This is a genomic window from Sphingomonas prati, from assembly GCF_014643515.1.
GTDB lineage: Bacteria > Pseudomonadota > Alphaproteobacteria > Sphingomonadales > Sphingomonadaceae > Sphingomonas_R > Sphingomonas_R prati.
On sequence record NZ_BMJP01000001.1, the window covers coordinates 1,253,077 to 1,277,101 of the forward strand.

The following is a 24,025-nucleotide window of genomic DNA, read 5'->3' on the forward strand; positions in this document are numbered from 1 at the left end:
CGGACGATGCTGCGGCGCCTGCTGTGGGCCGGTCTTGGGCTTGTCGGGTTTACCGGGACAGCGATGGCCGGATTGCCCGGCAAGACATATTCGGAAGGGCAGATATGGGAGTATCGCACCCGTCCGGAGGACAAGGGGTCACTTCTGAAGATCCAGAAGATCGACGATGGCGCTGATTTCCCGAAGATCGGGCCGATCTACCATGTGAGCATCGTCGGCGTACATTTCACTGGACTGCCGCTCGCCGGTGTCCTGCAACACGCGCCGTTTTCCAAGGCCGCGCTGGACGCGAGCGTCACGAAGCTGTCCTCGTCCAAGATCGCGTTCCTGGACAGCGCCGACGGCATCGCGCAATGGCAGCAGGCCGAAGGCGGGGTCTTCACCGTGTCGGTCGCCGAAGCCGTGTCGTTCACGGACCAGACGCTTCGCAGCCAGATGCCGGCCCAGCGACAAGGCAACTAGACACCGTTCCCGCAGGTCCCGATCCCCGGTGCCGCCCCTCGCCAATGGCGACGACCGGCTTCGGGTCTCGTGTTAGATCGTGAACCGCACGACACGCTTGTGCGGGGGCGGTCGGCACGGCTACGCCCGTATCCTACCGATTGGGTCCTATGCCGCGCATCGTCACTTTCGCGAAGACCGCGGCACTCTGGTCGCTCTGGGTGCTGTGCATCCTGCTGATCCTGCCCGTGCTGTTAAGCGTTCCCGGTAAGCCGACGGACGCGGAACTCGGCCTCTACCTCGCGGTCCTGCTTTCGGTGACGGGATATCCCGTCGTGCTGCCCTTCCTCGCGGTGCTGGAACGGGGGGCGCGGCGGCGATCGAATCAGGCGGGCCTTCACGTCATCCGCATCGCGATGTGGGGCAGCTTCCTCGCGGTCCTGGCCGCGCTCGGCACACTCGGCGCATCGTTCTACGCGCATGAGCGTGCCAAGCCGGTGTTGAGCCGGGACGAGATCATCGAAGGTTCCTACCCCAACGCCATCCTCATGGACGACACCGAATGGATGGACCGGCTGATGAAGGAAGGTGCCAGCGTCGATCACCGCTTGCCAACGTTCAACTAGACCCCCGCCATCATGTCCGCGAGTTTCGGCCAATGGTCCCTCGTCGCGTTCCTGCTGTCACGCGGCGCCGATCCCGACTTAAAAGACAATCAGGGCAAGTCGGTCAGGACGCAGGCCGCTGCACCGGACCTGCCGCCACGGAAGCCGGCCGATGCGGCGGCCCTCGAACAGATCCGCGCACGCCTCGCTCACAAATAACGCACCAAAGTTCAGCGTCCGGCGCTGGGAGACCAATTCAGGCCCCCAACCGACCCGGCGTCTCTCAAAAAAACGCCGCCGCGGTTTCCCGCGACGGCGCTCGGTCATTCAGTCTTGGCAGCGGGTCAGATCTTGTCGACCACGTTCTTCACGCCACCCTTCACGTCGCCCTTGGCATGCTGCATTTCGCCCTTGGCTTCCTGCGCATGGCCTTCGGCGGCCAGGTCATGGTTGTCGGTGCCCTTGCCGACGGCCTGCTTCACATTGCCGATGGCTTCGTTCGTGGCACCCTTCAGCTTGTCGGTGAATTCGCCCATGATCCGTCTCCTGGCCGGCGCCGCACCATTGCGAGGCCGTCTATCTTAACATGAATCAAAACCAACCGCCCCGAACGCGGTTCCATGACGCTCTCGTAACATCCGGGTCGCGGGGCTCAGATCAGGCCGCCCAGCGGGCTCGACGGGTCGGCATACATCCGCCGCCCCATCCGCCCGGCGCGGTAGGCCAGCCGCCCGGCCTCCACCGCATGGCGCATCGCGGTCGCCATCATCACCGGGTCCTTCGCCTCGGCGATCGCGGTGTTCATCAGCACCCCGTCGCAGCCCAGCTCCATCGCCACCGCCGCTTCGGACGCGGTACCCACGCCCGCATCGACCAGCACCGGCACGCTCGCCCCCTCGACGATCAGCCGGATCGTCACGCGGTTCTGGATGCCCAGCCCCGACCCGATCGGCGCGCCCAGCGGCATGATCGCCACCGCGCCGACATTCTCCAGCCGCTTCGCCGCGATCGGATCGTCGACGCAGTACACCATCGGCTCGAACCCTTCCTTGGCCAGGATCTCGCACGCGCGGATCGTCTCGACCATGTCGGGGTACAGCGTCCGCGCCTCGCCTAGCACCTCCAGCTTCACCAGGTTCCAGCCACCCGCCTCGCGCGCCAGTCGCAACGTCCGGATCGCCTCGTCCGCGGTGAAACACCCCGCCGTGTTGGGCAGGTACGTCACTTTCTTCGGATCGATATAGTCCATCAGCACCGGCGCGTTGCGGTCCGACACGTTCACGCGGCGCACCGCCACGGTCACGATCTCGGCCCCCGCCGCCTCGACCGCCGCGGCGTTCTGCGCAAAATCCTTGTACTTGCCGGTCCCGACGATCAACCGCGACCGGAACGTCCGCCCGGCGACCGTCCATGTGTCGTCCTTGACCGGCGCCGCGACATGATCGCCCCCACCGACGAAATGAACGATTTCCAGCTCGTCGCCGTCCTCCGCCACCACGTCGTTCAGCGTGGACCGCGGCACCACCTCCAGGTTGCGCTCCACCGCCACCTTCTCCGGCACCAGCCCCAACTCCGACGCCAGCTCCGCCAGCGTGATGCCGGCCCGCACGCGCTTATGCTCGCCATTCACGCTGAGTGTGATCGTACCGTCGCTATGCATCTGCGTCTCCGTGCCTGACCCGCGATCTAGAGACGCGGGGGGCGATGTTCAAACGGTAGCAAAATAAGATCGCCTTCCCCCCTCCCTTTCAAGGGAGGGGCCGGGGGTGGGTGCTGCCGCGCAGACGGCAGCGCGCGAACCAAAGTCGGACGGACGAGTCTACGCTCGCCCACCCACCCCCAACCCCTCCCTTGAAAGGGAGGGGGGCCAGACTGCACTTTGCCTCGCCCGCCCGTCCGTTGTAGGACGTGCCCTCCAAGCCACCAGAAAGCCCGCAATGCCGGACAGCCCCGTCGTCTACGTCCTGAACGGTCCCAACCTGAACATGCTGGGCCTGCGCGAGCCCGCCATCTACGGGTCGGACACGCTCGACGACATCGCGGGTATGCTCGACGACCGCGCGCAGGAGATCGGGCTCGAGATCGACATGCGCCAGACCAACCACGAAGGGCTGCTCGTCGACTGGATCCAGGAGGCGAACGCCCGCGGGGCCAAGGCCGTACTGCTCAACGCGGGCGCCTTCACCCACACCTCGATCGCGATCCACGATGCGATCAAGGCCGTGTCGGTGCCGGTGATCGAGGTGCACTTGTCCAACCCCCACCTCCGCGAAACCTTCCGCCACAAAAGCTATGTCGGCATGGCCGCAAAGGGCACGATCGCGGGCTTCGGCGCGCATTCCTACGTGCTGGCGCTGGACGCCGCCGCCAAGCTCTGACATTTGCGCGCCAAAACAGGGACTCCGAAGATGACCGATACCCCCAATGGCGCGATGCAGGTCGATGTCGGCCTGGTGAAGCAACTGGCCGAACTGCTCGACGACACGCACCTGACCGAAATTGAGGTGTCCGACGGCGACCGCCGCATCCGCGTGGTGCGCAAGGCCGCCGCGATCACCGCGCCCGTCATGCAGGCCGCACCCGCCCCGGCCCCGCTCGCCGCCCCGGCACCTGCCGCGGCCGCACCCGCCCCGCTGGCGATCGAGCCCGCCGATCACCCCGGCGTCGTGAAATCGCCGATGGTCGGCACCGCCTACATGGCCGCCGAACCGGGCTCCAAGCCGTTCGCCGTGGTCGGCCAGGCCGTCGCCGCCGGTGACACGCTGCTGATCGTGGAGGCGATGAAGGTCATGAACCCGATCGTCGCCCCGCGCGCCGGCACCGTGCGCCAGCTGTTCGTCGACAACGGCCAGCCGGTCGAATTCGACCAGCCGCTCGCGATCGTCGAATAAGCATGGCGATCACCAAGGTCCTGATCGCCAACCGCGGCGAAATCGCGCTCCGCATCCACCGCGCCTGCCATGAAATGGGGATCAAGACGGTCGCGGTCCATTCCACCGCGGACGAAGACGCCATGCACGTCCGGCTGGCGGACGAGGCGGTCTGCATCGGCCCCCCCGCGGCGGCCGACAGCTACCTCAACATCCCGAACATCATCTCGGCCGCCGAAATCACGCATGCCGACGCGATCCACCCGGGCTACGGGTTCCTCAGCGAAAACGCGCGCTTCGCCGAGATCGTCGAGAGCCACGGCATCATCTGGATCGGACCGAAGCCCGAACATATCCGCACGATGGGCGACAAGATCGAGGCCAAGCGCACCGCCGCCGCCCTCGGTCTCCCGCTCGTCCCCGGTTCCGACGGCCCGATCTCCGATATCGACGAAGCCAAGGCGATCGCCGAGGCGGCCGGCTACCCGGTCATCATCAAGGCGGCCTCCGGTGGCGGCGGCCGCGGAATGAAGGTCTGCACCGATCCGTCGCAGCTCGAAACGCTGATGATGCAGGCGGGGCGCGAGGCGAAGGCCGCATTCGGCGACGCGACCGTCTATCTCGAAAAATATCTCGGCGATCCGCGCCACATCGAATTCCAGGTGTTCGGCGACGGCCGCGGCAACGCGATCCATCTCGGCGAACGCGACTGCTCGCTCCAGCGCCGCCACCAGAAAGTGCTGGAGGAGGCCCCATCCCCCGTCATCTCCGCGGCGCAGCGCATGGACATGGGCGGCATCGTCGCAAAGGCGATGGCCGACATGGGCTATCGCGGCGCCGGTACGATCGAATTCCTTTACGAAAACAACGAATTCTACTTCATCGAGATGAACACCCGGCTCCAGGTCGAACATCCGGTGACCGAGGCGATCACCGGCCTCGATCTCGTCCGCGAACAGATCCGCATCGCCGACGGCAAGTCGCTGACGCTGCGTCAGGAAGACGTCGTGTTCCGCGGCCACGCGATCGAATGCCGCATCAATGCGGAGGACCCGCGCACCTTCATGCCCTCGCCGGGTCTCGTGAAGGGCTATCACGCGCCAGGCGGCATGAACGTGCGCGTCGATAGCGGGCTCTATGCCGGCTACCGCATCCCGCCTTACTACGACTCGATGATCGCCAAGCTGATCGTTTACGGCACCACTCGCGACGGTGCGCTCCGCCGCCTCCGCCGCGCGCTGGAGGAATTCGTGGTCGAAGGGGTCAAGACGACGATCCCGCTCCACCAGGCACTGCTCGACGATCCGGAGTTCCAGCGCGGCGACTACACGATCAAGTGGCTCGAGGAATGGCTCGCCCGCCAGGATCTCGCGGACGCAGCGGCAAAGGCCTGACCGGGAGCAGTCACCCAAACCCGTTCGGTTCGAGCCTGTCGAGAACGTTCGAACCGAACCCACCCGAGGTACGCAGGAGGAGCAAGGCATGGCGACGATCGCGGTCTACAGCCTCAAGGGCGGCGTCGGTAAGACCTCGCTCGCGGTCAACCTCGCGCACAACGCCACCATCTGCCGCCGCCGCACGCTGCTCTGGGATCTCGACCCGCAGGCCGCCTCGACCTGGCTGCTCGGTGGCGACAGCCCCGCCGCCGATCCGGCCGAGGCGGTGTTCGCGCGCTCCGTCACCCCCGACCGCCTGATCCGCCGGACCGCGATCGACGGGCTCGACCTGCTCCCCGCGGACGCCTCGCTCCGCCGGCTCGACAGCTTCTTCGGGGTGCTGGGCAAGCGCAAGCGGCTGCTCCGCCTGCTGAACGAACTGACCGAGCGTTACGATCGGATCATCCTCGACTGCCCGCCCGGCCTCACCGAAACCAGCGAGCAGGTCGCGCGTGCCGCCACGCTGATCGTCGCGCCCGTCATCCCCTCCCCGCTCGCCCGCCGTGCGCTCGACGATGTCGTGACGCACTTCGCCAACGCGCCCGGCCGCCACGCGCCGATCCTGCCGGTCTTCTCGATGGTCGACCGCCGCCGCGCGCTGCACCTCGCCACGATCGAGGCCGCGCCCGACTGGCCGCGCATTCCGATGGCCAGCGCCGTCGAATCGATGACGCTCCACCGCGCACCCGTGGCGATGTTCGCGCCCACCTCGGTTGCCGCGCAAGCATTCGCCGGCATCTGGACCGGTATAGAACGACGTCTCGCCGAAACGACCTGACCGGATCGGTGAACGCTTTGCCTGTTTAGCTAGTCTTTTTGTCAGATGGAGGCGTGAAACTGCGTTAATTCGTGCCAAAGCATGGGTCCGATCGCAAGTTCGTGAGTTACTACGATCCGGAACACGAATTATACCGTCCTTTTGAGGAGAAACCCCATGAAGCCATTTCTGATCGCCGCCGCTTTCATGCTCGCCGCGCCAGCCATCGCTCAGGACATGACGCAGCCGCCGGCGCAGGCCGGTGCCGCCGCCGATCCGGCCGCTGCTGCTGATCCCGCCGCATCCGCAACGCCGCCCGCCGCCGATCCGGCGATGACCGCCCCGGCCGACGCCGCAACGCCCGCCGATCCGGCCGCCGCAGCGCCGATGGCAACCGACCCGGCGGCCGCCGCACCAGCGCCGATGGCGTCGGACCCGGCCGCAGCCCCGGCCCCGATGGCCACCCAGTCCACGACCCCGCAGCCGTCGACCAAGGACTACCCGACCTGCTCGCGCACGGTCACCGACAACTGCAAGAACCGCGGCGGCAAGTAAGCCCCGACTTCAAGCAACAGAAGGGCGGCCCCGCAACGGGCCGCCCTTTTCGTTTGTGCAGAGAAGATGACTGCACGCTACTCGCGCACCGTCCATCCCATGCGAAGTCTAGGGACCCTTCGAGCGAAGCCGAGAAGCCAACAGATCGGTGGAAGCATTCCGTCCCATTTCCGTTCGGTTCGAGCCTGTCGAGAACTCAGCAACACCGCCAATACGCTCGAACCGAATTGGTGGAGGGAACATGCGCGAGACGGCCGCGGGTCACACCCAACGCAAAAGTGTTCCCCGGCGAAGGCCGGGGCCTAGACGCAACCGTTTCACCCAGGCCCCGGCCCCGGCCGGGGACCTAACGACGAAACCTCACCGCTTCCGCCCCAACCAGGCCAGCCCCCCACCGGCCGCCAGCAACACCACCCCAACACCCGCCCGCCGCTCGCGCCGCAGGCAACTCAACCCGGCCGTCACCAACAAGGTTGGCACCATCCCGGCCTTCCCCCCACCGGCAACCCGCGCCGCCCGGCTCCCAACACCCGCAACCACCAAAGCCCGCCCGACGCCCGTACCGGCCTTCGCAGGCGCGCCAGAACCGACCTCCGGCTCTGCAACCTCGCCCAACGAGACATCACGCGAAGCAACAACACCCCCGGCCACACTATCCGCGACAGTCGCCCCGCGAGCTCCCATCGCCCGCTCGGGCCCCCGCGTCGTATCGGCCGAAGTCTGATGTTCCAGCTCCGAATTCAGCTCCGCCCCCAACAACAGCACATAAGACGACAACCAGATCCAGGTCAGCAGCACCACCACCGCGCCCAGCGACCCGTAAGTCGCATCGTAATTCCCGAAATTGGAGACATACACGCCGAACCCGGCGGTCAGCGCCAGCCACAGCACGGTCGACAGCAGCGACCCCGGCGTCAGCCAAGTCCACTGCGCCCGATCGCGATCCGGCCCGTACCGGAACAAGGTCGCCGCCGCCGCAGCACCCACCGCCCCCATCACCAGATACGAAAACATCTTCCCCAGCCACAGCACAGGTGCGGGCAGTCCCGGCAGCAGCGTCTCCAGATGCGCCATCGCCGCGATCGCGATCATCGCCACGATCGCGGTCAGCACGCCACCCACCGTGATCGCCAGCGCAAGCGCGTTCAGCTTCACGAACCCGCGCGTCTCCTCCTGCTCGTACGCGATGTCGAGCGCGGTGATCACCGCCGTCGCCGCCTTCATCGCGCCGTAGAAGGCGAGCCCCAGCGCCAGGATCAGCCCGAACCCCTTCTTGCCGCCCGACGCCTCGACAACGTTCAGCAGCTGCTCGCCGATCAGCTTCGCCGCATCCGCGGGCATCACCGCCGCCAGCGCGCGGATATCGTGCAGCACGGTCGCCGGCTCCACCACCAGCCCGTAACTCAGCACCATCGCGCCCAGCAGCGGCACGATCGACAGGAACGCATAGAACGCGACCCCCGCCGCGATCAGCCCGATATTGTCGCGCCCCGTTTCGCGGTACGTGCGGATCAGCACGTCCTTCCAGCCCTTGGCCGGCATCCGCCAGGGCGATGTCGCGTCCCGACCGCGCTGGTCGGGAACGGTGGCAGTATCGGTCATGGCGGCCCCTTGGTTAACCTCGCCTCAACCCGGCCCGTCCCCCCTTCGTTCCGGCCGGAATGGCCGCCCGCTATTCCATCCCGCGCCGCCGCGCCGTAGAGACGGGGCGACCCAAACCGCCGGAGCACCCGCATGACCGAACCGACCACCGTCCTCGTCACCGGCGGCGCCGGCTATATCGGCAGTCACGCGGTGCTGGCGCTGCTCGACGCCGGGCGGAAAGTCGTCGTGCTCGACAATCTCGTCACCGGGTTCGCCGATGCGGTCGATCCGCGCGCCAGTTTCGTCCAGGGCGACGTGTCGGATGCGGATCTCGTCGCGGGCGTCATCGCGGACCACCGGGTCCATGCGATCCTGCATTTCGCCGGTTCGGTCGTCGTGCCGGAGTCGGTCAGCGACCCGCTCAAATATTACCGCAACAACACCGCCGCCACGCGCAGCCTGATCGAGTCCGCGGTCACCGGCGGCGTCCGGCACTTCCTGTTCAGCTCGACCGCCGCCACCTACGGCACGCCCGAGCGCGTGCCGGTGCAGGAGGATGATCCCAAACGCCCGATCAACCCCTACGGCATGTCCAAACTGATGTCGGAACAGATGCTCGCCGACGTCGCCGCCGCCCACCCGATCACCTATTGCGCGCTGCGCTACTTCAACGTCGCGGGCGCCGATCCGCAGGGCCGCGCCGGGCAATCCACCGCCGGCGCCACCCACCTGATCAAGATCGCCGCCGAAGCGGCGCTCGGCAAGCGCCCCTCGGTCGCCGTGTTCGGCAGCGATTTCGACACGGCCGACGGCACCGGCGTGCGCGACTATATCCACGTCACCGACCTGGCCGACGCGCATCTCCACGCGCTGGAGGCACTCGAGGCCTCGCCCGGCGAAAACCTCACGCTCAACTGCGGCTACGGCCGCGGCTTTTCGGTGCTGGAGGTGCTCGACGCGGTCGACCGTGTCGCCGGCGTCACCGTCGACCGCGTCATGCAACCGCGTCGCGCAGGCGATCCGGCCGCACTGATCGCGGACAACAGCGCCATCCTCGCGCGGCTGCCGTGGCGGCCGCAGCATGACGATCTCGACACCATCGTCGGCCACGCGCTCGCCTGGGAAGGCACCGTGCGGCAGGGCATGGCCAGCACAAGCGGGACGAAGCGTTGACCGTCGACGTCGTCCGTTCTGCCCAGCTCGACGGGATCCGCCACGGCTTCCTCGGCCGCAGCGGCGGCGTGTCGACCGGGATCTACGCCGGCCTCAACGTCGGCCTGGGTTCGGACGACGACCGCGAAGCGATCCTCGAAAACCGCCGCCGCGCGGTGGACGCGGTCGCCCCCGGCGCGCGGCTCGTGACGTTGTACCAAGTCCACTCCGCCACCGCGATCACGGTGACCGAACCGTTCCCCGACGACGCCCGCCCCCACGCCGACGCGCTCGTCACCGACCGCCCCGGCCTGCTGATCGGCATCCTGACCGCCGACTGCGTCCCCGTCCTGTTCGCGGACCGGACCGCCGGTATCGTCGGCGCCGCCCACGCCGGATGGAAGGGTGCGCTCGGCGGCGTCACGGATGCGACACTCGACGCGATGGTGGCGCTCGGCGCGGACCGCACGCGCATCGTCGCCGCGATCGGCCCCTGCATCGCGCGTGCCTCCTACGAGGTCGACGCGAGCTTCCGCGACCGCTTCACCGCGCACGACCCTGAAACCGAACGCTTCTTCCGCGAAGGGCGCCGCGAGGACCATCATCAGTTCGACATCGAATCCTACGTCGCCCACCGCCTCGCCACCGCCGGCGTCACCCGCATCGACGCGCTCGGCCTCGACACCTACGCGCTCGCCAACCGCTTCTACAGCTACCGCCGCGCCACCCACCGCGCGGAACCGGGCTACGGCCGCCAGATGAGCGTGATCGCGGCGGATACTTTCTAAGCCCCTCCCCTTCAGGGGAGGGGTTGGGGTGGGGCTGACCTCGTCACCCAAACAACGTTGCAGGGGAGGTGCTGTTGCCCCCACCCCAACCCCTCCCCTGAAGGAGAGGGGCTAAAAGACCTTCCTGCGAGGCACTACCTCCCAACCAGGAAAAGCGAAGGAACCCCCATGTCCGATGACACCGTCCCGACCGAGGCCGACCTGACCGGCGCCACCGCGCGCCGCCGTCCCAAGGCGGAGGCGCTCGATATCGGCGGCCACCGCTTGAGCCCCGAAACGCTCATGATGGGCCATGGCTACGACCCCATGCTGTCCGAAGGCGCGCTCAAGCCGCCGATCTTCCTCACCTCCACCTTCGTCTTCGAATCCGCCGCCGCCGGCAAACGCCACTTCGAAGGCGTCACGGGCAAGCGCCCCGGCGGCGCGGAGGGGCTGGTCTATTCGCGCTTCAACGGCCCGAACCAGGAGATCCTCGAGGACCGGCTCGGCATCTGGGAGGATGCGGAGGACGCACTCACCTTCTCCTCGGGCATGTCGGCGATCGCCACCGTCCTGCTCGCGCATTGCCGGCCGGGCGACACCATCGTCCACTCCGCGCCGCTCTATGCCGCCACCGAAACGCTGATCGGCAAGGTGCTTGGCCGGTTCGGGATCAACTGGCTCGATTTCCCCGCCGGCGCCACGCGCGAGGAAATCGACGCGGTGATGGAACGCGCGCACGCCCACGGTCGCGTCGCGATGGTCTATCTCGAAAGCCCGGCCAACCCCACCAACGCGCTCGTCGATATCGAGGCCGTCGTCGCCTCTCGCAACGCGGTCTTCGCCGATCTGGAGGAGAAGCCGCCGGTCGTCATCGACAACACCTTCCTCGGTCCGCTCTGGCAGAAACCGCTCCGCCACGGCGCCGATCTCGTGCTCTATTCGCTCACCAAATATGCCGGCGGGCACAGCGACCTCGTCGCCGGCGGCGCGGTCGGGTCGAAGGCGCACATCAACGTCATCCGTTCGATGCGCAACACGATCGGCACGATCACCGATCCGCACACCGCCTGGATGCTGCTCCGCTCGCTCGAAACACTCGAACTGCGGATGAGCCGCGCGGGCGAGAACGCCGCCAGGGTCTGCGCCTTCCTGCGCGACCATGCCAAGGTCGAACATGTCGGCTATCTCGGCTTCCTCGACCCCGGCGGGCGTCAGGCCGACATCTACCGCCGCCACTGCTCGGGCGCCGGATCGACCTTCTCGCTGTTCCTGAAGGGCGGCGAGGCCGAGGCCTTCCGCTTCCTCGACGGCCTGCGCATCGCCAAACTCGCGGTCAGCCTCGGCGGCACCGAAACGCTCGCCAGCCACCCCGCCGGCATGACGCACCTGTCCGTCCCCGACGCCCGCAAACAGGCGCTGGGCATCACCGACAACCTCGTCCGAATCTCGATCGGCGTCGAAAACGCCGACGACCTCATCGCCGACTGCGACCAGGCCCTGCGCGGGGTGTAATACAACCAAACTCCCTCCCCCCACCGGGGGGAGGGTCGGGGTGGGGGGCGTGGCTTGAGGTAAGGCCGCCTCCAGCCAAAGCCCCCCACCGTACCCTCCCCCCGGTGGGGGGAGGGCTTAAGAAAAACTCAAACCCCCCATTCCAGCAGCGGCCACCCCTTCTTCCCCGCCATCACCCGCAACTTCGCACTCGCATTCACCGCGAACGGTGCATCGGCCCAGTCCAGCACACACCCGTCCGACACATGGTCCGAATAGAACCGCACCTGCGTCTCCCCGCGCACCAGACCCTGCGCCGCCATCCACGCCTCGATCATCCGCAACTTGGCCGGGCCGTAGCAATTCTCGCCGTCCACCTGCGCCAGGATGCGGTCGTCCAACCCGTTCATCGTCCCCGTCGCGATGACATCGTCGAACCCCAGCCGACCCGCGATCGCCTCGACGTACAACCGGTACGATGCGGTCGCGAGCACCAGCCGCCGCCCCGCCGCGCGGTCCTCCGCGATCTGCCGCAGCGCGCCCGGATGGACATTCGCGCGCATCACCGCATCGGCGAACGACGCCGTCACCGGGGCCAGCTTGGCGCGCGAAACGGACCCGCCCAGCAGCAACCGCTGATTAATTTCTTTCAACCGCTTCCGGTCGATCGCCCCCACGACGTAAACCAGCATCGCGAACGGCACCAACGGCACCAGCGCCAGCCGCCACGGGGCCAGCCGGCTCGCGGCGTGGATCAGGAACGGGGTATAGGTCCCCGACCGCGTGATCGTCCGGTCCATGTCGTAGATCGCGAGTTCGGTCATGCCCGCCGCGTTACCGGTTTCGGCGCGACGGGCCAAGCGCGATGCGCGCCGGACACCCGACGACGCGCGGCACCTCGTCGGTGCCAAGTGTAATAACCAAACCCTCTGGGAACTATCTTAAGGGATGGGACGTATCGCGTTCACATGCTTGCTCCCCCTGTCATTTCCCGTCATCGTCCGTCGGCATGAGCGGGGCGGAATTCACGAACGATAACGGCGTCCTGCGCTTCTGCGGCACGATGACGCTCGCCCGGCTCGGCGACGTGGTCGACCGGGTCGAGGCGATCGACACCCGCCCCACCGCGATCGACCTGTCCGGGATCGACCGGATCGACACAGTCGGCGCCTGGATCGTCCACCGCCTGGTCCGCGACCACAACATCCCCGTGCAGGGCGCGGATGAGAACACGTCGCGTTTGCTCGAACAGGTCGCCGCCGCCGACCGCCCGGCAAAGGTCCGGCCCGACGCGACGCCCTCCTTCGTCCGCGTACTTGGCCAGATCGGCGATGCGGTCGCACAGGCCGGCCACACGCTGATCGGCCTCACCGGTTTCTTCGGCGCCACGCTCGTCGCCGCCTGGGGCGTCATCCGCCACCCGCGCCGCTTCCGCTACAACGCCGTCGCACGCCAGTTCGAGGTTGTCGGTGTCGAGGCGCTCGCCATCGTCGGCCTCATGAGTTTCCTGATCGGCGTCGTCATCGCGCAACAGGGCGCGATCCAGCTCCGCCAGTTCGGCGCCGAGGTGTTCGCGATCAACCTGATCGGCCGCATCACCTTCCGCGAACTCGGCGTGCTGATGACCGCGATCATGGTCGCCGGCCGCTCCGGCTCCGCCTTTGCCGCGCAGATCGGATCGATGCGTCTCGCCGAGGAGGTTGATGCGATGCGCACCATCGGCGTCTCGCCGATGGAGGCGCTGATCCTGCCGCGCGTGCTCGCCACCGTACTCCTGATGCCGTTGCTCGGCTTCTACGCCTCGCTGCTGGCCCTGCTCGGCGGCGGCCTGTTCACCTGGATCTCGCTCGATATCCCTCCGGTCACGTTCATCACCCGCATCCGCGAGGTCGTGCCACTGACCGACGTGCTGACCGGCCTCATCAAGGCCCCGGTGTTCGGCCTCATCATCGCGATGGCCGGCTGCTTCCAGGGGATGCAGGTCGAAGGCAGCGCCGAATCGGTCGGCTTGCGCACGACGTCCGCCGTCGTGCAGTCGATCTTCCTCGTCATCATCATCAACGCCGTGTTCGCGGTGTTCTTCGCAGCGATCGGCTGGGTATGACCGCCACACTCGCCAAGTCCGCCCCGGCCCCCGCCGCCCCCGCCCAGGACGATTTCCTGATCCGGGTGAAGGGCCTTCGCAACCAGTTCGGCGATCAGGTCGTTCATGAAAACCTGGACCTCGACGTCCGGCGCGGCGAGATCCTCGGCGTCGTCGGCGGCTCCGGCACCGGCAAGTCCGTGCTGCTCCGCTCCATCATCGGCCTCCAGACGCCCAGCGCCGGCGAGGTCACGGTGTTCGGCGAATCGATGCTGGGGCGCGAGGAAACCGACGCGCGCAACGTCCGCCGCCGCTGGGGCGTGCTGTTCCAGAACGGCGCGCTGTTTTCCACGCTCACCGTCGCGGAAAACGTCCAGGTCCCGCTCCGCGAATACTACCGCCGCCTCGACGCGACGCTGCTCGACGAGATCGCCTGCTACAAGATTGCGATGTCGGGGCTCGGCGCGGAGGCCGGTCCGAAATATCCGTCCGAGCTGTCCGGCGGCATGCGCAAACGCGCCGCCCTCGCCCGCGCGCTCTCGCTCGATCCGGAACTGCTGTTTCTCGACGAACCGACCGCCGGGCTTGATCCGATCGGTGCCGCCGCATTCGACGAACTGATCAAGAGCCTGAAGAACACGCTCGGCCTCACCGTCTTCCTCATCACCCACGATCTCGACACGCTCTACGCGATCTGTGACCGCGTCGCCGTCATCGCGGATCGCAAGGTCGTTGCGGTCGGCACGATCCCGGAACTGCTCGCGCTCGACCAGCCGTGGATCCAGGAATATTTCAACGGCCCCCGCGGACGCACCGCGGCGCAAGGGGCCGAAACACTGCACGACGAAGCCCGCGAACGGGCGACGCCGCCCGCACCGGCGGGCCAGCAAGCGGACGCGAGGGCCTGATGGAAAACCGATCAAACCATGTTCTGGTCGGCGGCGTCGTATTGGCGCTGCTGGTCGTCACGCTGGGCTTCCTGGTGTGGATGGCCGGCTTCTCCGGCCCCAATGACCAGAAGTTCGACATCTTCTTCCGCTCCTCGGTCGATGGCCTCGCCAAGGGCTCAGTCGTCGCTTTCTCCGGCGTGCCGGTCGGCAATGTCGAGGACATCGCGATCATGCCCGCCTCACCCGAATTCGTCCGCGTGCGGATCAAGGTGAAGGAAGGCGTCCCCGTGCTGAAGGGCACGACCGCCACGATCGCTGGCGTCGGCTTCACCGGTGTCAGCCAGATCAATCTGGACGGCGCGGTCAAGGGCGCCGCACCGATCGCGTGCAATCCAGAACTCGAAAAGGACCCGACCTGCCCGGACGGCTACCCGGTGATCCCGACTAAGCCCGGCGCACTCGGCCAGCTGCTCAACTCCGCGCCCGTCCTACTCGAACGCGTGACCACGCTGACCGACCGGCTCGGCCAGTTGCTCAACCCAAACAACCAGAATTCGATCGGTCGCATCCTGGCCAACATGGATCGGCTGTCCGGCTCGCTGGCCGATCGTGGTCCCGAGATCGCCCAGACGCTGGTCGAAACGCGCATCGCGGTCCGCCAGGCCGGCGACGCTGCCGAACAGATTGGGAAGCTCGCCACAACCGCGGACGGCGTGATGCAGCGCGACGTCGGCCCCGCCATGGCGAACTTCAACAAGGCAGCTGCCAACGCGAACCGCACGCTGGCCCAGATCGACGCGACGATGACGGAGGCCCGCCCCGGCATCAAGACGCTGACGAACGACACGATCCCGAACGCCAACCAGCTCGTCCGCGACCTGTCGCAGATGGCCGAATCGCTGACGTCCGTCGCCAACAAGGTCGACCGCGGCGGCGCGGGTGCCCTGATCGGCGGCGGCAAGCTGCCCGACTACAAGCCGAGGAACTGATATGCGCCTGTCCCTGCCCCTATCCGTCCTCGCCGCCCTGACGCTCGCGGGCTGCGCCTTCGGGCCGAAGGTGCCGCCGTCGTTCCTAGCGCTGCCCTCCACTGCGCAGGTCCAGCCAGGCGCGTCGCGCACCGCCGCCGACGGCCAGGCGGTTCTGATCGGCGTGCCGAGCGTGCCGGCAGAACTCCTCGCGCTCCGCATCCCGGTCCGCACCACGCCGACCGAGATCGCCTACGTCAAGGACGCACAGTGGGCCGACGCGCCTGCCCGCCTGTTCCGGAACGTGCTCGCCGACACGGTCACTGCTCGCACCGGCCGAGTCGTCATCGAACCGCGCGGTGCCAACGTCACCCCCGGCCTCCGCCTCGGCGGCCGACTCCAGACCTTCGGCCTCGACGCCGCCACCCGCACCGCCGTCGTCACCTACGACGCCTCGCTGGCCCGCGGAAAATCTGACACCGTCGAAACCCGCCGCTTCCAGGCAAGCGTCCCGGTGACGACCGAGGACGGCCCGACGATCGCGGCGGCCCTGACGCAGGGCGCGAACCAGGTTGCAAGCGAGGTTGCTGGCTGGGTTGGCGGCTGAAGTTCATCCAATAGGCTAAGTAAGCCGAGGCTCGATGACGATCCGCAGCTGAGCAACCGCGTCTTGCGGCGGCGCAGAACCTAAAAGTGTCGTCGCATTTATTTGCCTAAAGGGCACCCCAAGCCACACCCCCTCTCCCCAACCCTCTCCCCGTAGGGGAGAGGGGGCAGGTCGCGCGGCGCCTAAGCGTGGCTCGGCCTTTGCAGAATGTTGGACGCGGCTCCGCCAACCGAAATCGTCGACCAAGAGTAAGCTAGTAACACAGGCTGCAGGCAGAGCCCTCCCCCCACCGGGGGGAGGGTTGGGAGAGGGGAGCAACGTCGCAACGAACGCATCACCTCGACGAGGAATCGACCCGTCCCCTCGAACGTCATCCCGGCGAAAGCCGGGATCTCCCTCCGGCAAAGAACTCACCCAGAGCCCAAACAAGCTTCCGGCACCCCCGGGGACGAGGACTTCCGCCCCTCTCACCCCAAACTCTTGCTCAGCTGCTCGAACACATCCTTCGACAAACCCTCGGTCCCCAACACCCGCTCCAGCTCAGCCCGCATCATCGCCCCACGCGCCGCATCGAATCGCGACCACCGCCCCAACGGCGGCACCAGCTTGGCCGCGGTCTGCGGATTGATCCGATCGATCGCCACGACCATGTCGCCCAGGAACCGGTACCCACGCCCCGAAGGATCATGAAACGCCCGCTGGTTCACCGCGAACGCACCCACCAGCGACCGCAACCGGTTCGGGTTCGTCATCACGAAATCCGGATGCCGCGCCAGCCGCTCCACCACATCGATCGTGTCGCTCCGCGGCGCCAGAGCCTGCGTCTGGAACCACTTGTCCAGCACCAGCGCATTGTCAGCATAACGCGCATGGAATGCCGCAAACGCCGCATCGCGCTCCGCCGATGCCGTCATCGCCAACGCGGTCAGCGCCGTCTGCCGATCCGTCATCGTCCCCGCAGCCTCATACTGCGCCTTCGCGAGCGCGGGACCATCCGCCGCCCCGCTCGCCACGATGTAGCCCAGCGCCACACCGCGCAGCCGCCGCATGCCCCTGCCGGCGGCCTCGAGCGAATTGCCGCCCGCCGCCATACCTGCATACACCCCGCGCCAGTCGGCGATCAGCTCCGCCCCCAGCGCACCGCGCAACCGGTCCCACGCGCGCGTCACCGCCTGCGGATCGACCACCGGCATCTGGTCGCCCAGATACGCCTCGAACGGCAGCAGCACCGCCTCCGCCACGAACGCCGGTTCCAGCGCCGGATCGGCCAGCGTCGCCTTCACCGCCGCGATCACCGGCGCCAGGTCGGCGTTGCCGGTCGCGACATCGTCGACCAGCGTATCGACCATCAACTGCTGCATCGCCTCGTACCGCGCGAACGGATCGTCGTCGTGCGCGGACAGGAACGCCAGGTCCGCCGCGGACCGATCGCTCTCGATCGTCACCGGTGCGCTGAACCCGCGGTTGATCGACAACACCGGCCGCTCGCCGATCCCCTCGAACAATATCTCCTGATGCGCCCCGTCCAGCATCACCGTCTGTTCGGGCAACAGCTTGGTCCCCGAAACCTCGCCGAACAGCGCGATGCGCAGCGGCATCGGCATCGCCTGCTTGTCCGGCTGACCCGGCGTCGCCGGCACCACCTGCTGCAACCGCAGCCGCGCGCGGCCGCCCGGCGCATCGAAATCGAGCGCGGCATGGACCCGCGGCGTCCCCGCCTGACGGTACCACAGCCGGAACAGGCCCAGGTCGTGGCCCGACGCATCCTCCATCGCCGCGACGAAGTCCTCGCACGTCGCCGCCGTCCCGTCATGCCGATCGAAATACAGGTCCGACCCCGCACGGAACGCCGCCTCGCCCAGCATCGTGTGCATCATGCGGATCACCTCCGCACCCTTGTTGTAAATCGTCGCGGTGTAGAAATTGCTGATTTCGATATAGCTGTCCGGCCGGATCGGGTGGGCCAGCGGGCCGCCATCCTCCGGGAACTGCGCCGCGCGCAGCACACGGACGTCCTCGATCCGCTTGACCGCCGCCGATCCCTGATCCGCACTGTACTGCTGGTCGCGAAAGACGGTGAACCCCTCCTTCAACGACAGCTGGAACCAGTCGCGGCACGTCACCCGGTTGCCCGACCAGTTGTGGAAATATTCATGCGCCACAACGGTCGCGACCGCGTCGTAATCCTGGTCCGTCGCGGTGTCCGGATCGGCCAGCACGTAGCGCGAATTGAAGATGTTGAGGCCCTTGTTCTCCATCGCCCCGAAATTGAAATCGCTGACCGCGACGATGTTGAACACGCCCAGATCATATTCGCGGCCATACACCCGCTCGTCCCACGCCATCGCGGTCTTCAGCGCGTGCATCGCATGGCCCGTCCGGCCCAGATCATGCTCGCGCACCCAGATGCCAAGCTCCACGACCTTGCCCGATCCGGTGACGAAACTGTCGCGGTTCACCGCCAGGTCGCCCGCCACCAGCGCGAACAGATAGCTCGGCTTCGGAAACGGATCGCGCCAGTCCGCATAGTGCCGCCCGTCCGGCAGCGTCCCCGAATCGACATGGTCACCGTTCGACAGCAGCACCGGATAGCGCGCCCGGTCCGCCACCAGCCGCACGGCATAGCGCGCCAGCACGTCGGGCCGGTCGGGGAAGAACATGATCCGCCGGAACCCCTCCGCCTCGCACTGCGTGCAGAGCAGCCCGTCGGACGCATACAGCCCCATCAGCTGCGTATTGGCCTCCGGCGCGATCGTGACGCGGATTTCGACCAGATGCGCGTTGCCGGGCAAATCGACGACCAACTGGTCGCCATCCATTGCCCAGTCCGCCGCAACACCGTCCACCATGACGGAGTCCGCCGTCAGCCCGTCGCCATCCAGACGCAACGGCCCGTCGCCGGCCCGCACCACCGACAACCGCCCCGTCACCTGCGTCCGCGCCGGATCCAGATCGAACTCCAGCGCGATCTCCGGCACCTGCCAAACAGGCGGCGCATAGTCAGCGCGAAGAACGGGAGCCGGTGCGGCAGCGAGCGGTTGCGTGCGTATATCCATAGCTCCCGAAACTAGGCACGAGCCAAAGGGTTCACAACGAAGAACCGCGAACGCACTCGCCCCCTCCCCCCACCGGGGGGAGGGTCGGGGTGGGGGGCGTGGCCTGGGATAAGATCACCTCACCCACGCCACGGCCCCAAGAAAGGAACCAGACATGTCCCGCCTCCTGATCTTCGGCCTCGGCTACACCGCCACCCGCCTCGCCGACCGCCTGACGCAGGACGGCTGGTACGTCACCGCCACCCGCCGCACCGCGACCGAAACCGCACTCGCCTTCGACGACGAACCCGCGGTCCGCGCAGAGATCGCGGCCGCCACCCACATCCTCTCCTCCGTCCCGCCCGCGGACGAACAGGACCCGGTCCTGACCCGCTACGGCCCCGCCCTCGTCCGCACCCGCTGGCTCGGCTACCTCTCCTCCACCGGCGTCTACGGCGATGCGCAGGGCGCGTGGGTCGACGAGAGCGCCCCGATCGGCACCGGCCGCCGCAACGCCCGCGCCGCCGCCGACCTCCGCTGGCAGACGCTGCCGCAGGCCAGCATCTTCCGCCTCCCCGGCATCTACGGCCCCGGCCGCTCCGCGCTCGACCGCGTCCGCGAGGGCCGCGCGCACCGCATCGACCTGCGCACGCAGGTCTTCAGCCGCATCCATGTCGACGATATCGTGTCCGGCGTCATCGCCGGAATGGACGGCCCGCCCGGCGTCTACAACCTGGCCGATGACCTGCCGTCCAGCCAGAATGCGGTGATCGAGGCGGCGTGCGACCTGCTCGGCCTGCCCTGGCCCGAACTGCAATCGCTCGACGTGGCCGACCTTTCCCCCATGGCGCGCGGCTTCTATGCGGAGAACCGCCGCGTCGCGAACGGCAAGGCCAAACGCGTGCTCGACTGGTCGCCCGCCTATCCCGACTACCGCGCCGGGTTGCGCGCCCTCAACGCCACGACCAGCCCGGCCATCGCCAGCGCGGAGCCCACGCCCGCCTGAACCGACCAGCGATACCCCTCGAACGCGGTCGACAGCGTCATCGCGATCACCGGCACCAGCACGCTGGAATAGGCAGCCCGCGCCGGTCCGATCGTCCGGATCACGCGGTAATAGAGCGGAAACGCCAGCGCCGACCCGGCCAGCCCGAGATACGCGATCCCGGCCACATAGCCCCAGCGCCACTCCACCGTCGGCGCACCGACCGTGGCCCACGCATAACCCGCATCGACGATCGTCCCGAACAGCATCGCCCACGCGATCAGCGGGATCACCGCCACCCGCCGCGCGGCCGGCGTCGCCTGCACCACATTGGCGATCGACGCGGCCAGCACCGCGGCCAGCGTCGTCACGATCCCGCCCGCCACCGCGATCGCATCCTCGCCGCGCACCCCCGCGGTCCGCAACTCATGATCGAACAGCAGCGCGACACCCACCATCGCGATCGCCGACCCGGCCAGGAACGGCACGGACAGCGCCTGCCCCAGCAACATCCGACCCAGCACCGCGTTCGGCACCACCAGCAACCCGAACACCACCGCCACCAGCCCCGACGTGATCGACGTCTCCGCCAGATACACCAGGTTGAAATTGGCGAAGAACTGGCAGAACCCGATGACCGCGGCCAACAGCATCCCCGCCCGCCCGATCCGCAGCGGCGCACGCGTCGCCACCGCCACGCCGAACATCGCGACCGTCGCCACGATAAAGCGGTAGGTGACCGACCAGCTGGCCGGCACGATGCCGATCTGGTCGCGGATCACCAGCCAGGTCGATCCCCAGATCAACGTCACCAGCATGAACGGCACCAGCACGCGCCGGATCGTCGCCGGCGGCAGCGGCGGAGCGGTCAGCGCCCCCGTCATGCGGCCCTCATCGCGCGGTCACAGTGCCGCGATCGCTGCCGCCAGCGCCGCGATCTCGTCGGCCGGCTGGCTCCACGAGACCACCATCCGCACCTCGCCCGCCGCCCAGTCGTAAAAGTCGAAACCCTGCGCCCTGAGAGCCGCGGCCTCGTCCGGCGTGGCGCGCAGGAACAGCTCGTTCGCCTGAACGGCGTGCAGCGCCCGCGCCCCCGCCGCCGCACCGAGCGCCGCCGCGCCCGCATTGGCCGCCCGCGCCGTGTCCAGCCAGCGATCCTGCTCGACCAGCGCCAGGATCTGCGCCGCCGCGAACCGCCCCTTCGACAACAGATGCCCCGCGCGCTTCCGCCGGCGCAACGTGTCCGCCGCCAACGTCCGGTCGAAGAACACCAAAGCCTCCGCCGACATCCCGCCATTCTTGACGAACCCGAAACTCAGCACGTCCACCCCGGCGCGCCACGTCATGTCCGCCGGCGAACAGCCGACATGCGCCATCGCATTGCCGAACCGCGCCCCGTCCATATGCAGCCCCCAGCCGCGCGCCTTCGCCACCTCGCCCAGCGCCGCGACCTCGTCCGGCGTATAGACCAGCCCATATTCGGTCGCGTTGGTGATCGACAGCGCATGCGGCTGCACCCGGTGAACGTCGTTCGCGATCGCATCCGCCGCCGCCGCCACACCCGCCGGGTCGAGCTTCGCCCCGACCCCGTCGACCAGCATCAGCTTGGCACCGTGCGTATAGAATTCCGGCGCGCCCCCCTCGTCGTTCTGGATATGCGCATCGCGGTGGCACATCACGCCCCCATGCGGCGGCACCATCGCCGCCAAGGCCAGCGCGTTCGCCGCCGTCCCCGTCGCCACCCACATCGCGGTCACCGGCGTCTCGAACAGGTCGGAAAAGACGCCGTCCATCCGCTTCGACAACGCATCGCCATCATAAGCGGTATCGACCGCATTGGCGGCCAGCATCGCGTCCAGAACAGCCGGATGAGCCGGCGCGGCATTGTCGGAGAAAAAGCGCATGGCGACTGCCATACCGAAAGCCCCCTCTCGTTCAAGGGAGCGGTTCAGCCCCCTCCCAACCAACGTACCCCCGGCGGACGCGGGGGTCCAGCTGGGTCCCGAATACAAGGTCCGGCCCGGCAACCTGGATCCCCGCCTCCGCGGGCATACGAAGCGCGTAGCTCCCCCGGTTGCGTTCCCTGGCCCGCCGTTGCACCCTCCCCCAAACACCAAACAAGGGTCCCGCATGCACCGTACGCTTCTCGCCACGCTCCTCGCCGCCACGGCCGGCATCGCCACGGCGCAGACCTTCGACCCCGCCCGCATCACCGCCGACGTGAAGACGCTGTCGAGCGACGCCTATGAAGGCCGCGGCCCCGCCACCCCCGGTGAAACCAAGACCGTCGCCTACATCGTCAAGCAGATGCAGGCCGCCGGCCTCCAGCCCGGTGGCACCGCGGACGCGTCCGGCAAACGCGGCTGGACGCAGGACGTCCCCCTCCTCCGCTCGCAGATCACCGGCACCCCGACGCTGTCGATGGCGATCGCCGGCACCGCCACGCCGCTCACGCAGGGCGACCAGATCGCCGTCCGCGCCGCACTCACCGGCCAAAAGTCCGTCTCGATCGCGAACGCCCCGCTCGTCTTCATGGGCTACGGCGTCACCGCGCCCGAGCGGAAATGGGACGACTTCAAGGGCCAGGACCTGAAGGGCAAGATCGCGGTCGTGCTCGTCAACGACCCCGATTTCGAAACCGGCGCCGGCGATTTCGGCGGGAAGGCGATGACCTATTACGGCCGCTGGACCTACAAGTACGAGGAAGCCGCCCGCCGCGGGGCCGCCGGCATCCTGATCGTGCACGAAACTGCCCCCGCTTCCTATGGCTGGGCAACCGTCAAGAACAGCAACACCAACACCATGTTCGACATCGTCCGGCAGAACCCGGCCGCCAGCCACACGCCGATGGAGGGCTGGATCCAGCGCGACCTCGCCGTCAAACTCTTCACGGCGTCCGGCCTCGATTTCGACGCGGAGAAGGCGAAGGCCCGCACGCGCGACTTCCGCCCGGTCCCGCTGAAGGCGACGTTCAACGCCAACTACGCGGTCGACGCACAGGTCATCACGTCGAAGAACGTCCTCGGCCGCCTGCCCGGCACCAGCCGCCCGGACGAGACGGTGATCTACTCCGCGCACTGGGACCATCTCGGCGTCGGCGCGCCCGATGCGAAGGGCGACCGCATCTATAACGGCGCGGTCGACAACGCGACGGGCATCGCCGCGTTGCTCGAACTCGGCCGCACCTTCGCAAAGGCTCCGCGCACCGCCCGCTCGCTCGTGTTCCTCGCGGTCACGGCGGAGGAGAAGGGCCTGCTCGGCTCGGAGTATTATGCCGCAAACCCGGTCTATCCGCTCGGCAAGACTGTCGGCATCCTCAACATGGACTCGATGGCGGTCGCCGGCCCGGCGCGCGACTTCGGCATTTCGGGCAGCGCGAAACTCGGCCTGCTCGACATGCTCACCGCGGAGGGCGCCAAGCGCAACCGCACCTTCTCGCCCGAACCGCATCCGGAGGCCGGCGGCTTCTACCGCTCCGACCATTTCCCAATGGCCAAGCGCGGCGTCCCCGCCGTCTCGTTCGACGGCGGCAGCGACCTGATCGCGGGCGGCACCGCGGCGGGCGAGGCATTCGCGCAGGCCTATACCAAGGACCGCTACCACCAGCCCGCCGACGAATGGAGCCCCAGCTGGAACCTGGCCGGCATGACCGCCGACCTCGGCCTCCTCTACGCCGTCGGCCGCGACCTCGCCGCCGGGACCAACTGGCCCAACTGGAGCGCCGACAGCGAATTCAAAGCCGAACGCGACAAGACCGCCAGCGAACGGAAGTAGAAGTCGCGCCCAGCAGCGAGGC

At 67.9% G+C, this 24,025-nt stretch carries 24 protein-coding genes; 17 read left to right on the forward strand and 7 right to left on the reverse strand.

Annotated features, from left to right (window positions below):
- Positions 1 to 6: 6 nt before the first annotated feature.
- The 3 genes from IEX50_RS05790 to IEX50_RS05800 all read left to right on the forward strand — a co-directional run bounded on the left by IEX50_RS05790 (position 7) and on the right by IEX50_RS05800 (position 1,265).
- Complete coding sequence (locus IEX50_RS05790; protein ID WP_184075026.1) at positions 7 to 462, forward strand: hypothetical protein; 456 nt, start codon at positions 7 to 9, stop codon at positions 460 to 462.
- Between the two features lie 149 nt (positions 463 to 611).
- Entirely contained in the window at positions 612 to 1,067 is a 456-nt protein-coding gene (locus IEX50_RS05795) for a hypothetical protein (protein WP_157175228.1), read from the forward strand.
- 12 nt (positions 1,068 to 1,079) lie between these two features.
- Positions 1,080 to 1,265, forward strand: coding sequence for an ankyrin repeat domain-containing protein (locus IEX50_RS05800; protein ID WP_157175227.1), 186 nt, complete (start codon positions 1,080 to 1,082; stop codon positions 1,263 to 1,265).
- Between the two features lie 125 nt (positions 1,266 to 1,390).
- On the opposite strand, the gene IEX50_RS05805 is transcribed toward IEX50_RS05800, so the two are convergent.
- The gene (locus IEX50_RS05805) at positions 1,391 to 1,582 is read right to left on the reverse strand and encodes a CsbD family protein (protein WP_157175226.1); all 192 of its coding nucleotides are present in this window, start codon (positions 1,580 to 1,582) and stop codon (positions 1,391 to 1,393) included.
- A gap of 116 nt (positions 1,583 to 1,698) precedes the next feature.
- Complete coding sequence (gene thiS, locus IEX50_RS05810) at positions 1,699 to 2,706, reverse strand: sulfur carrier protein ThiS (protein ID WP_157175225.1); 1,008 nt, start codon at positions 2,704 to 2,706, stop codon at positions 1,699 to 1,701.
- A gap of 277 nt (positions 2,707 to 2,983) precedes the next feature.
- Here thiS and aroQ point away from each other — a divergent pair, with 277 nt between their 5' ends.
- From aroQ to IEX50_RS05835, 5 genes are all read left to right on the forward strand, one after another.
- A complete protein-coding gene (gene aroQ, locus IEX50_RS05815; RefSeq protein ID WP_157175224.1) occupies positions 2,984 to 3,424 on the forward strand; it encodes a type II 3-dehydroquinate dehydratase in 441 nt (146 codons plus the stop codon).
- Between the two features lie 30 nt (positions 3,425 to 3,454).
- Positions 3,455 to 3,937: an acetyl-CoA carboxylase biotin carboxyl carrier protein gene (accB, locus tag IEX50_RS05820; RefSeq protein ID WP_157175223.1), complete on the forward strand. Its 483-nt coding sequence runs from the start codon at positions 3,455 to 3,457 to the stop codon at positions 3,935 to 3,937.
- 2 nt (positions 3,938 to 3,939) lie between these two features.
- Complete coding sequence (gene accC / locus IEX50_RS05825) at positions 3,940 to 5,310, forward strand: acetyl-CoA carboxylase biotin carboxylase subunit (RefSeq protein ID WP_157175222.1); 1,371 nt, start codon at positions 3,940 to 3,942, stop codon at positions 5,308 to 5,310.
- A gap of 88 nt (positions 5,311 to 5,398) precedes the next feature.
- The gene (locus IEX50_RS05830) at positions 5,399 to 6,130 is read left to right on the forward strand and encodes a ParA family protein (RefSeq protein ID WP_157175221.1); all 732 of its coding nucleotides are present in this window, start codon (positions 5,399 to 5,401) and stop codon (positions 6,128 to 6,130) included.
- A gap of 156 nt (positions 6,131 to 6,286) precedes the next feature.
- Positions 6,287 to 6,664: a Fe-S oxidoreductase gene (locus tag IEX50_RS05835; protein ID WP_157175220.1), complete on the forward strand. Its 378-nt coding sequence runs from the start codon at positions 6,287 to 6,289 to the stop codon at positions 6,662 to 6,664.
- A 360-nt stretch (positions 6,665 to 7,024) separates the two neighbouring features.
- Here IEX50_RS05835 and IEX50_RS05840 read toward each other — a convergent pair whose 3' ends face one another.
- Positions 7,025 to 8,266, reverse strand: coding sequence for a YihY/virulence factor BrkB family protein (locus IEX50_RS05840; protein WP_229673682.1), 1,242 nt, complete (start codon positions 8,264 to 8,266; stop codon positions 7,025 to 7,027).
- 132 nt (positions 8,267 to 8,398) lie between these two features.
- Here IEX50_RS05840 and galE point away from each other — a divergent pair, with 132 nt between their 5' ends.
- The 3 genes from galE to IEX50_RS05855 all read left to right on the forward strand — a co-directional run bounded on the left by galE (position 8,399) and on the right by IEX50_RS05855 (position 11,682).
- Positions 8,399 to 9,421 (forward strand): UDP-glucose 4-epimerase GalE, encoded by a 1,023-nt coding sequence (gene galE, locus IEX50_RS05845; protein ID WP_157175219.1) that lies wholly within the window; start codon positions 8,399 to 8,401, stop codon positions 9,419 to 9,421.
- Positions 9,418 to 10,188 carry a peptidoglycan editing factor PgeF gene (pgeF, locus tag IEX50_RS05850; protein WP_157175218.1) on the forward strand — a complete coding sequence of 257 codons (771 nt, stop codon included), beginning with the start codon at positions 9,418 to 9,420 and terminating at the stop codon, positions 10,186 to 10,188. The genes galE and pgeF overlap by 4 nt, the downstream gene beginning before the upstream one ends.
- A 168-nt stretch (positions 10,189 to 10,356) precedes the next feature.
- Positions 10,357 to 11,682: a cystathionine gamma-synthase family protein gene (locus IEX50_RS05855; RefSeq protein WP_157175217.1), complete on the forward strand. Its 1,326-nt coding sequence runs from the start codon at positions 10,357 to 10,359 to the stop codon at positions 11,680 to 11,682.
- 128 nt (positions 11,683 to 11,810) lie between these two features.
- On the opposite strand, the gene IEX50_RS05860 is transcribed toward IEX50_RS05855, so the two are convergent.
- A complete protein-coding gene (locus tag IEX50_RS05860; protein ID WP_157175216.1) occupies positions 11,811 to 12,485 on the reverse strand; it encodes an HAD family hydrolase in 675 nt (224 codons plus the stop codon).
- Positions 12,486 to 12,670: 185 nt separating this feature from the next.
- Here IEX50_RS05860 and IEX50_RS05865 point away from each other — a divergent pair, with 185 nt between their 5' ends.
- From IEX50_RS05865 to IEX50_RS05880, 4 genes are read left to right on the forward strand one after another with little or no spacing between them, the layout of a single operon-like run.
- Positions 12,671 to 13,765, forward strand: a complete 1,095-nt coding sequence (locus tag IEX50_RS05865; RefSeq protein WP_157175215.1) for an ABC transporter permease — start codon at positions 12,671 to 12,673, stop codon at positions 13,763 to 13,765.
- Positions 13,762 to 14,652 carry an ABC transporter ATP-binding protein gene (locus IEX50_RS05870; protein WP_157175214.1) on the forward strand — a complete coding sequence of 297 codons (891 nt, stop codon included), beginning with the start codon at positions 13,762 to 13,764 and terminating at the stop codon, positions 14,650 to 14,652. Before IEX50_RS05865 ends, IEX50_RS05870 begins: the two co-directional genes overlap by 4 nt.
- Entirely contained in the window at positions 14,652 to 15,623 is a 972-nt protein-coding gene (locus IEX50_RS05875; RefSeq protein ID WP_157175213.1) for an MlaD family protein, read from the forward strand. The genes IEX50_RS05870 and IEX50_RS05875 overlap by 1 nt, the downstream gene beginning before the upstream one ends.
- A 1-nt stretch (position 15,624) precedes the next feature.
- Positions 15,625 to 16,209, forward strand: a complete 585-nt coding sequence (locus IEX50_RS05880) for an ABC-type transport auxiliary lipoprotein family protein (RefSeq protein WP_157175212.1) — start codon at positions 15,625 to 15,627, stop codon at positions 16,207 to 16,209.
- Between the two features lie 467 nt (positions 16,210 to 16,676).
- Here IEX50_RS05880 and pepN read toward each other — a convergent pair whose 3' ends face one another.
- Positions 16,677 to 19,265 carry an aminopeptidase N gene (gene pepN / locus IEX50_RS05885; RefSeq protein WP_157175211.1) on the reverse strand — a complete coding sequence of 863 codons (2,589 nt, stop codon included), beginning with the start codon at positions 19,263 to 19,265 and terminating at the stop codon, positions 16,677 to 16,679.
- A gap of 154 nt (positions 19,266 to 19,419) precedes the next feature.
- Between pepN and IEX50_RS05890 the strand changes: the two genes are divergently transcribed.
- Positions 19,420 to 20,250, forward strand: a complete 831-nt coding sequence (locus tag IEX50_RS05890) for a Rossmann-fold NAD(P)-binding domain-containing protein (protein WP_157175210.1) — start codon at positions 19,420 to 19,422, stop codon at positions 20,248 to 20,250.
- Here IEX50_RS05890 and IEX50_RS05895 read toward each other — a convergent pair.
- Together IEX50_RS05895 and IEX50_RS05900 are read right to left on the reverse strand one after the other, a co-directional pair.
- The gene (locus IEX50_RS05895) at positions 20,175 to 21,113 is read right to left on the reverse strand and encodes a DMT family transporter (RefSeq protein ID WP_157175209.1); all 939 of its coding nucleotides are present in this window, start codon (positions 21,111 to 21,113) and stop codon (positions 20,175 to 20,177) included. The two genes, IEX50_RS05890 and IEX50_RS05895, sit on opposite strands and share 76 nt — an antisense overlap.
- A gap of 18 nt (positions 21,114 to 21,131) precedes the next feature.
- Complete coding sequence (locus IEX50_RS05900) at positions 21,132 to 22,133, reverse strand: threonine aldolase family protein (protein ID WP_157175208.1); 1,002 nt, start codon at positions 22,131 to 22,133, stop codon at positions 21,132 to 21,134.
- Between the two features lie 226 nt (positions 22,134 to 22,359).
- On the opposite strand from IEX50_RS05900, the gene IEX50_RS05905 reads away from it, so the two are divergent.
- Positions 22,360 to 24,003, forward strand: a complete 1,644-nt coding sequence (locus IEX50_RS05905) for a M28 family metallopeptidase (RefSeq protein ID WP_157175207.1) — start codon at positions 22,360 to 22,362, stop codon at positions 24,001 to 24,003.
- Positions 24,004 to 24,025 lie beyond the last annotated feature (22 nt).